The 8,649-nt window shown below is 63.1% G+C and carries 10 protein-coding genes; 6 read left to right on the forward strand and 4 right to left on the reverse strand.

Annotation, left to right across the window (positions count from 1 at the left end; genetic code table 11):
• The 4 genes from WAW17_RS15655 to WAW17_RS15670 form a co-directional block, all read left to right on the forward strand.
• Positions 1–411: nuclear transport factor 2 family protein (locus WAW17_RS15655; protein WP_422333865.1), on the forward strand; the 411-nt coding region annotated here is incomplete at its 5' end.
• An 82-nt stretch (positions 412–493) separates the two neighbouring features.
• Positions 494–1,327, forward strand: coding sequence for a TauD/TfdA dioxygenase family protein (locus tag WAW17_RS15660; RefSeq protein ID WP_422333866.1), 834 nt, complete (start codon positions 494–496; stop codon positions 1,325–1,327).
• Complete coding sequence (locus WAW17_RS15665; protein WP_422333867.1) at positions 1,324–2,067, forward strand: SDR family NAD(P)-dependent oxidoreductase; 744 nt, start codon at positions 1,324–1,326, stop codon at positions 2,065–2,067. The genes WAW17_RS15660 and WAW17_RS15665 overlap by 4 nt, the downstream gene beginning before the upstream one ends.
• Positions 2,064–2,654: a carboxymuconolactone decarboxylase family protein gene (locus tag WAW17_RS15670; RefSeq protein ID WP_422333868.1), complete on the forward strand. Its 591-nt coding sequence runs from the start codon at positions 2,064–2,066 to the stop codon at positions 2,652–2,654. Before WAW17_RS15665 ends, WAW17_RS15670 begins: the two co-directional genes overlap by 4 nt.
• 16 nt (positions 2,655–2,670) lie before the next feature.
• Here WAW17_RS15670 and WAW17_RS15675 read toward each other — a convergent pair whose 3' ends face one another.
• From WAW17_RS15675 to WAW17_RS15690, 4 genes are read right to left on the reverse strand one after another with little or no spacing between them, the layout of a single operon-like run.
• Positions 2,671–3,438 (reverse strand): enoyl-CoA hydratase/isomerase family protein, encoded by a 768-nt coding sequence (locus tag WAW17_RS15675; protein ID WP_422333869.1) that lies wholly within the window; start codon positions 3,436–3,438, stop codon positions 2,671–2,673.
• Complete coding sequence (locus WAW17_RS15680; protein WP_422333870.1) at positions 3,438–4,709, reverse strand: acetyl-CoA hydrolase/transferase family protein; 1,272 nt, start codon at positions 4,707–4,709, stop codon at positions 3,438–3,440. Before WAW17_RS15680 ends, WAW17_RS15675 begins: the two co-directional genes overlap by 1 nt.
• Positions 4,706–5,593: an HpcH/HpaI aldolase/citrate lyase family protein gene (locus WAW17_RS15685; RefSeq protein ID WP_422333871.1), complete on the reverse strand. Its 888-nt coding sequence runs from the start codon at positions 5,591–5,593 to the stop codon at positions 4,706–4,708. Before WAW17_RS15685 ends, WAW17_RS15680 begins: the two co-directional genes overlap by 4 nt.
• A gap of 7 nt (positions 5,594–5,600) precedes the next feature.
• A complete protein-coding gene (locus WAW17_RS15690; protein ID WP_422333873.1) occupies positions 5,601–6,773 on the reverse strand; it encodes a CaiB/BaiF CoA transferase family protein in 1,173 nt (390 codons plus the stop codon).
• A gap of 160 nt (positions 6,774–6,933) precedes the next feature.
• Between WAW17_RS15690 and WAW17_RS15695 the strand changes: the two genes are divergently transcribed.
• Both WAW17_RS15695 and WAW17_RS15700 read left to right on the forward strand, forming a co-directional pair.
• On the forward strand, positions 6,934–8,460 hold the full coding sequence (locus WAW17_RS15695) for a class I adenylate-forming enzyme family protein (RefSeq protein ID WP_422333872.1): 1,527 nt from the start codon (positions 6,934–6,936) through the stop codon (positions 8,458–8,460).
• Positions 8,461–8,486: 26 nt separating this feature from the next.
• Positions 8,487–8,649: SDR family NAD(P)-dependent oxidoreductase (locus WAW17_RS15700; RefSeq protein WP_422333874.1), on the forward strand; the 163-nt coding region annotated here is incomplete at its 3' end.

Below are 8,649 nucleotides of genomic sequence, written 5' to 3' on the forward strand. Positions count from 1 at the left end.
ATCGCCGCAGGTCCTTTCGTCGGTGGGCCGACCGAACTGTACGACTGGTCGATCCCGATGCACGAGCAAGGCCAAATCGCGACCCACCACAACCTGCTGAACCATACGTGCGATATCGACGGCGATACCGCCCATACCGAGACGTATTACTTGTTCGTCGGTCGTAATCGTGATGACAGCAACTGGATTGCCGGCGGACGCTATATCGACCGCCTGGAGCGTCGCGACGGCCAGTGGAAGATTGCTCTGCGTACCACCGCGATCGAGTGGTCGGGACTGGTGCCCACCATGGAAATTCCGTTTGCGGATGTTCCGGATATCCATGAGAACGGGGCACCGTCGCGTGGCAAGGACGATCCTTCCTACCTCCGGCCGCTGCAAAATGCACGGACGGCGCAGATCCCCGGTTGAAATCGGAGCAAGAACACGGCTCCGAGAACATCGACAGTGTCGGATCGACAACGGGTTATTCATTGAAAGTCAGGAGTAACAGATGCAAAGACTTGCCACGAAGAAGCTTGGGGAGGATATCGGTGCCGAGATTTTGGGGGTCGATGTCGACCGACTGCTGAGCGACGACGAATTGCCCGCGGCGTGTCTGGAGGCGCTGGAGGAGTACGGCGTCTTGCTGTTTCGCGAGCTCCACGCCGACGATCACGCACAGGTGGAGTTCGGTCGTAAGCTCGGCACGCTGCGCAAGTTTCCCGCCGTTCCTCCCGCCGCGGAGGAAATCATGGAGGTCAGTTTCGACCCCGCCAACGCCAATGCGGAGTTCCTCGCGGCCAATGTCTTCTGGCACATCGACGGCTTGACGGACGATATTGCATCGAAGGCCACGATGCTGAGCGCCCACGTGATCACCGAGGAGGGCGGCGAGACCGAGTTCGCAAGCACCTACGCGGCTTACGCTGATCTGTCCGACGAGGAGAAGGAAAGCTTCGCCGGTCTTCACGCGATCTACACATTCGAGGCGATCCAGCGTCGGTCTTACCCGAACCCCACACCGGCGCAACTCGCGGAGTGGGCATCTCGGACTCCGCGCGAGCACCCGTTGGTGTGGGAGCACGATTCGGGACGGCGCTCACTGGTGATCGGGGCATTCGCCTCGCACATCGTCGGGATGGACTTCGACGAGGGCCGGGCATTGCTGGAGGATCTCGAAAAGCGGGCCACCACACCGGATCGGGTATACAGGCACACCTGGTCGGTAGGCGACCTGGTGATCTGGGACAACCACGGTGTGCTGCACCGGGCGTGTCCCTTCGACCGGTCGAAGCGACGCGTCATGCACCGCTCGACCCTCGCGGGAAGGGAGCCGATCAAATGAGCAATCGCACAGCGATCGTGACCGGTGGCGCCTCTGGCATAGGCGGTGCCATCAGCAGGCGTTTGGCGGCTGACGGCAACATGGTGGCGATCTTCGATATCAACGGTGCCGCGGCTGAGGCCACAGCCATATCGATCGAGCAGGCAGGCGGTAAGGCAATCGGTGTCGCGGTCGACGTGACCGACCGTGCCGCCATCGACGCCGGCGTCGAAGAGGTGCGCGCCCGACTGGGCCGTCCGACGATCCTCGTGAACAGTGCGGGAATGACGCTGGATGGGCCGTTCCTCGAAATGTCCCGTGAGCGATGGAACCGTGCGCTTGCCGTCAACCTCACCGGCACCTTCGATTGTTGCCAGGCTGTACTTCCCGAGATGGTCGAAGAGGGTTGGGGCCGCATCATCAATATTTCGTCATCGAGCGTTCACAGCGGCTCCCCCGGCCTGGCCGGTTACGTGTCGGCGAAATCGGGCGTCGTCGGACTCACCAAGGTTCTGGCGCTCGAGTTCGCCAAGCACGGCGTCACGGTCAACACCATTCCGCCCGGTTTCATCGATACTCCGATGCTGCGTGAAACCGTCGACAAGGGTTTCGTCGACCTTGCGCAGCAGACGGCGAAGACTCCGGTCGGGCGAATCGGCCAACCCGAGGACGTGGCCGCGATCTGCGCGTTCCTCGCCGGTGACGAATCCGGCTACATCACCGGACAAATGATCGGCGTCAACGGCGGACGGAACACATGACGCCCCGGATATCGCCCGCATCGCCACCGGACTGGTCGCCGGAGATGACGGCCTTCATCAACAATTTCCGCTCCGGTGTTGTCGCCCATACGCCGGAGGAGAACCGTCAGCCCGGCACCAACCTACTCGGCACTCTTGCACGCTATCCGTCGTTGTCGATGGGTTTTCTCACCTTCAACCGTCACCTGCTGTCGACCTCCGCCCTATCCGCCAGACAACGGGAGTTGCTCGTCCTCCGGGTGGCCGCGATCCGTCAATCGGACTACGAGTGGGCTCAACACGTGATCCTTGCCGAACGCGCCGGCATCCAGGCCGACGAAATCACACGCATTGTCGACGGTCCGGATGCACCGGGCTGGACGGTGTTCGAACGATCCCTGTTGAAATCGGTCGACGAGCTGCTCGCAGACGGCGTGGTGAGCGACGAGACCTGGACCGTTCTGGCCGCCGAGTTCGATGATCAGCAGCTGATGGATGTCGTGTTCACCGTGGGTTGCTATTCGATGCTCGCCATGGCATTGCGCTCCTTCGGGGTGGAACCCGAGGCAGGTCTCGTTCCGTTTCTGCCGAAACGGCTCGCTGAGTAGCGACTGATGTCGCGACTCAGCGTCCGTTCCATCGGGGGGAACGCTTTTGAGCGAACGCTGCGGGTCCCTCCTGGGCATCCTCGCTGTTATAGCAATATTCGGACGCCCCTCGAGCGGCCTTCAGAGCCGCTGAACGCCCCATCTCCGTGGAGAGCATGACCGTTTCTCGTGCCGCCTTCACCGAGAGGGGCGCACCGGCGAGGATCTCGCCGGCCAGTTCGATTGCGGTGTCCATTAATTCGCCGGGCTCGGCGAGCCGATTGACGAGGCCGATCTCATAAGCCCGTTGTGCGGTGATCGCTCTGCCCGTCAGCATGATTTCCATCATGATTCGTTGCGGGATCATATGAATCAACGGTGACGCCCAAGGTGAGCTTCTGCCGACCCTGACTTCTGTGATCGCAAATTTCGCGCTGGTGTCGGCAACGCACAGATCACATGCTTGGGCGATCATCCAGCCGCCCGCGAACGCGGCGCCGTTGACCGCGGCAATGGTCGGTTTGGACAATTCGATCGTGTCGTAAGGAATGGGGAACATGTCGCGAGGTGGTACTCGCATGCCAGTTTCCACCATCTCCTTCAGATCCCCACCTGCACAGAAGGCTTCGCTTCCCGCGCCCGTCAGTATGGCGACGTGCAATGTCGGGTCTCGCTCGAAGCGCTTCCAGGCGGCATCCAGGCCTTCCCGGATCTCCCTCGTCAGACAATTGCGGGTTTCCGGTCGATTCAGCGTGATCACGGCGATGCCGTCGTCACGGGCATCGAAGAGTACGGCGTCACTCACTAGAAACCTCTCTGCGCAATCGTGTGTGCTTCTCTCTCGAGCTCTTCCCGAAAGTCTGGGTGCGCGACAGCGATCAGTCGTCGGGTGCGTTCGGCGAGGGCCTGGCCTCGGAGCTCGGCTGCACCGAATTCGGTGACGATCACGTCGACATCGCTACGCGCGGTGGTGACCGGTCCGGAAAGACGTGCGGTAATTCTGCTGATCGTGCCGCCCTTCGCGGTAGAGGGCAGGGCGATGATCGCGTGACCTCCAAGCGAACGGGCGCCGCCGCGAACGAAATCGACTTGGCCGCCGGTGCCGCCCACATAGGCGGAGCCGCTTTGTTCGGCGTTCACCTGGCCCGTGAGATCGACCTCCAGTGCCGAATTGACGGTCACCAGCTTCTCCAGCTGAGCGAGCACCGCCGCATCGTGGGTGTAGGCCGTTGTGCACATGAGGATCTGTGGGTTGCGGTGGGCGAAGTCGTACAGCCGCTTGGTCCCGATCAGGGCGCCGGTGACGGACACTCCCCTGTCGATCCGTTTGCGCGCATTGGTGACGGCACCGGCCTCGACCAGGTCGATCAGCCCGTCTCCCAGCATGCCGGAATGCACCCCGAGATCCTTGCGGTCGCAAAGCAGACGCAGGATGGCGTCCGGTACGGCCCCTACCCCCATCTGGATGACCGCGCCGTCCTCGATGAATGCGGCGGCGTGCCTGGCAATGGCTTCGTCGGTGGCGCCGATTCTTCCTGGCGTCACCTGTACCGGCGGCCGCGAGACATGCACGGCATAATCGATCTTCGCTGCCGGTAGCACTTCACCCTGTGTGTACGGCACCTGCTCGTTCACTTCCGCGACGACGACCCGCGCCTTCTTCACGGCGGCTTGCACATAATCGCTGGTGAGGCCGAAACTGTGGTTGCCGTGTGCATCGGCTGGGCTGACTTGAACGAAAGCCACGTCGCACCCGATGGTCCCGGCCTCGATCATGGGCCCGACCTGGCTGACGTGGCAGGGGATGATCGCAAGCTTGTGTGCCTTGGTCAATGAGCGCAGCGCCCCGATGGCGCCCATACTCGCCAACGAGAAACTCGCTGTCGCCGCGGGGGTGAAAATCCCGGAGAAGCTCGTCGCGATGAAGGCTGTGAGGCCACCGATATCGCTCCCCTGCTCGATCAGCGCCTCGATCAGTGTGGTCGGTTCGCCGCACGCCTGCCCCATGACGATTCGATCACCGGGACGCAAGAAATCACTGATGGTCACGTCGCCGGGCAAGGTATCGCCATTCATTCGCGGCCTCCGGCCACCAACAATGCTCGTGCGCGGGCAAGATGCGGACGGTCGAGCATTGCGCCCTTGTAGCCGATCGCGCCGACGTCAGGATTGGCGGCGAACAGGTCGACGATTTCCTGCGCCGCGTCCAGATCCGCTTCGGCAGGCGCGAACGCGTCATTGATGACATCGACCTGGGCGGGGTGAATGGCCAGCATGCCTCGATAACCGTCGCGTCGCACCTTTTCGGCTCTGTTGCGCAGTCCTTCCATGTCGCGGAAGTCGCCTTGGATGGTTTCGATGGCCGCTACGTCGGCAGCAGCAGCACCCAGCAGGCACAGGCTTCGGGCCAGCTCGTAGGTGAAGCCGTAACTTCCATCGGGTTTGCGGTTTTCACTGGCACCGACTGCATCGGCGAGGTCTTCTGCACCCCACGTCATCGCGACCAGTCTCGGCGCACCCTTGTAGGTACCGGTGCTGAACATGCCTTCGGCGGTCTCGGTCACCAGGACGATGACTTTGGTCGAACCCTGCTCGATACCGGCGGAGACTTCCAGCGCCGAAAGGTAGTGGTCCAAAACTTCTACGTCTTCGCGGCCGCGTGACTTGGGAAGCATGATGCCGCCGGGCCGCGCCGGGATCACCGCTGCCAGATCGGCCAGCGTGTGAGGGCCGTCCAGAGGGTTGACCCGCACCCACAACCGACTTCTTTCCCGGATCGGACGTGCCGAGAGGAAGTCCGATATCAATTCGCGTGACTTGGGTTTTCCATTCTCTGTCACGGCGTCTTCGAGATCGAGGACGACAATGTCCGCGGTGCCGGCAGCGGCCTTTTCCATCTTGCGTTCGCTGTAACCCGGGGCGAACAGCCAGGAGCGTGCGCTGAAAACTTCTCCGGTCATTCTTTCTTCAACTCCTGGTGTCTATTTTCGACAGATGAAACTCATTCATGATCTGGTCGGTGTGCGCACCGAGTCTGGGGGCGGGGCCGGCGATATGGCCCGGAGTTCGTGAGAGCCACGCCGGCGTGCCGGGAAAGCGCACCGGCCCGTTGTCGGTCTCGATGGTTTCGAAGAATCCCACTTCGTTCAGGTGCGGATTGTCGAACAACTCGTCGAGCGTTCGGACCGGTGCGGCAGGAACGTCGAGAGACCGGAGGAGGTCGAGCCAGTCCTGGGTCGTGCGCTCCAGGAACGTTTCTCCCAACAAGGCGTAGACGGCATCGATCCGACGTGCCCGTTGCTCGAGAGTGGCGAAGTGTTCGCCGGCCCAATCAGGTTTGACGGCGTCCACGAATGCGGACCACTGTTTGTCGTTGTATACCAGCGCGGAGATGTGACCATCTTTGGTCCGGTAGGGCTTCCGATTGGGTGCCACTGCACGGGGGTACACCGCGGGCCCCAAGGGGGGACTGAACATTGCACCGTTAGCGTGTTCGACGAGCATGAACGCGGCCATGGTCTCGAACATGGCGACCTCGACCTCTTGGCCTTCGCCCGTTCGCTCGCGATGGAACAGCGCCATCATCGTGGCGTACAGGGCGGTCATCCCGGCCACCTTGTCAGCGATGATGGTGCCGACATAGCCGACCTCACCCGTCAGCTGTTCCTGCGCAAACGGCAGGCCGCATTCGGCCTGGATCGTGTCGTCGTACGCGGTGAGATTCGCGTCCGGGCCTCGGCGGCCGTAACCGTAGCAATTGGTATAGATGATCGACGGATTGATGGCGGCGACTTCGTCATAACTGAATCCGAGGGCGGCGATCGCTGTTGCGCGCATCGAGTGGATGAACACATCGCCCTGTGTGATGAGGCCACGGAGCGCCTCTTTGCCCTCGTCGGAGCGTAAATCGAGAACCACACTGCGCTTGCCGCGGTTCACGTTGACAAACACACCGCTCATTCCAGGTTCCGGCCCGACCGAGATATAACGGGTGTTGTCACCGGCGGGTGGCTCGATTTTGATCACATCGGCACCCATGTCAGCCATGATCTGGGTACAAAAAGGACCCATCACCATGGCAGTGAGGTCGATGACACGCACTTCGGACAGAGGACCTGTGTGTTTCGTTTGCCTGTCCATCGCGGCTACCTGCCCTTCTCGGTTGGCGGGGTGAGCGCGATTGCGCTCGCGCAAGAAACGTGCGGACAGCGCCGTCTTCTGCTCTTCGTGCGGAGGCGGTGTCGTCAAGCTATCAGATGAATGTTTACAAGGATAGTGGTATTACTGAGAGGTGAAGAAAATGGACGGTGCCGCTGTTCCCGGCACGATCGCCACGGTGCTCGATGCCGCGCTCGCGTCGCACCCTGATGCGCCTGCGCTCGAAGCAATTTCCGGTGTGTGGTCCTATTCCGACCTCGACGACCAGGCACGGCGCGCCGCGGGTGCGTTGTGGTCGCTCGGCGTGCGCCCCGGCGACCGCGTGGCCGCCTGTCTGCCCAACGACCTCGACATCGTCGCTGCCTTCCACGGTACGCAGCGGATCGGCGCCGTCTGGGTGGGGATCGGTGAAGCGCTGACGGCCGACGAGCAGGAGGAGTTGCACGACCTGTGCGACCCGACGGTCGTGCTGGAGGGGCCGCACTGCCGGCTGAACTCGCCGGGCTGCGTCGGCCTCGAACGCTGGGCGGAACTCCTGGAAGGTAGCGAGGCAGCTCCCCCGGTCGAGTTGGACATGGACGCGCCCGCCGGGATCGCGTTCACCAGTGGGACGTCGGGACGACCCAAGGCCGTGGTACACAGCCAGCGCAACCTCCTCCTTCCCGGTGCGGTTCTCGCCGCCACCCGGGGCTGGGGAACGGAGTTACGCAAAGGCGACAGCTTCCCGCTGACGATTCTCAACCTCATGGTTCTGTCCACTCTTCTCACCGCACAGACCGGTGGTTGCTCCATCGTGATGAACCGGCGCGACCTCGACGGGGTGGTCGACTGGATTTCTTCGCGGCGCATCACGGTGTGGAACGGTGCTCCCGCGCAGCTCTACGACCTCGCCACACGCCCGGACGCCGACCTCGGCTCGCTCGAGGAGGTGTGGTGCGGTGGTAGCGACACACCGGATGCATTGCGGCGGGCGTTCGCCGAGGCGCACGGGTTGATACCGCGGGTCACGTACGGTCTGACCGAGGCACCGACCGTCGTATCGATCGATCCGCCGGGCGAAGAGTGGCATCCGGGCACGAGCGGGCAGGTGCTGCCGCATTACGACGTCGCGGCGTATGACGAGGCGGGCTACCGCCTCCCAGCCGGTGAACTCGGGGAATTGCGCCTGTGCGGGGCCACCACCGGCCCGTGGGCAGGTGCCTGGACACCGCTTCTCGGCTACTGGGAGCGTAATGGGGTCCGGCCGACCGAACCCGGCCCCGTCGGCACCGGTGACATCGGAACCGTCGACGACGACGGGTGGTTGACCGTGCTGGACCGCAAGAAACTGATCATCATCAGAGGCGGAGCGAACGTCTACCCACTCGAGGTCGAACGGGTCATCGGGGCACAGCCGAACGTCGTCAGGGTCGCCGTATACCCGGTGCCCGACGACCGCCTGGGCCAGCGGGTCGCCGCGGTGATCGAGAGTCCCGAACCCTCACTGGACTTCGAAGCGCTCGCCGAACTCTGTCGGCGCGAACTCTCGCCCTACAAGGTTCCGGAGATCTGGTCCCAGGTCGACGCCCTGCCGGTAAACGCGATGGGCAAGGTACAGCGCGCGCAGTTGCCCGAGTTCGTCGACCGGGCCGACCGTGCACGCGCTTCGGCAGAAAGGAAGACCACGTGACGCAGAACCGCGATACTGCCGCGCGGATGTTCGATCTCGACGGCCGGGTGGCGATCGTCACCGGCGCCTCGTCGGGTCTCGGCGCTTCGGTGGCCCGCGCACTTGCCTCACTCGGTGCCAGGGTTGCCGTGGTAGCCCGCCGCAAGGACAGACTGGAAGAACTCGCCGAGCAGATCGACGGTCTGGCCG

The organism is Rhodococcus sp. (in: high G+C Gram-positive bacteria), assembly GCF_049286785.1.
GTDB lineage: Bacteria > Actinomycetota > Actinomycetes > Mycobacteriales > Mycobacteriaceae > Rhodococcus_F.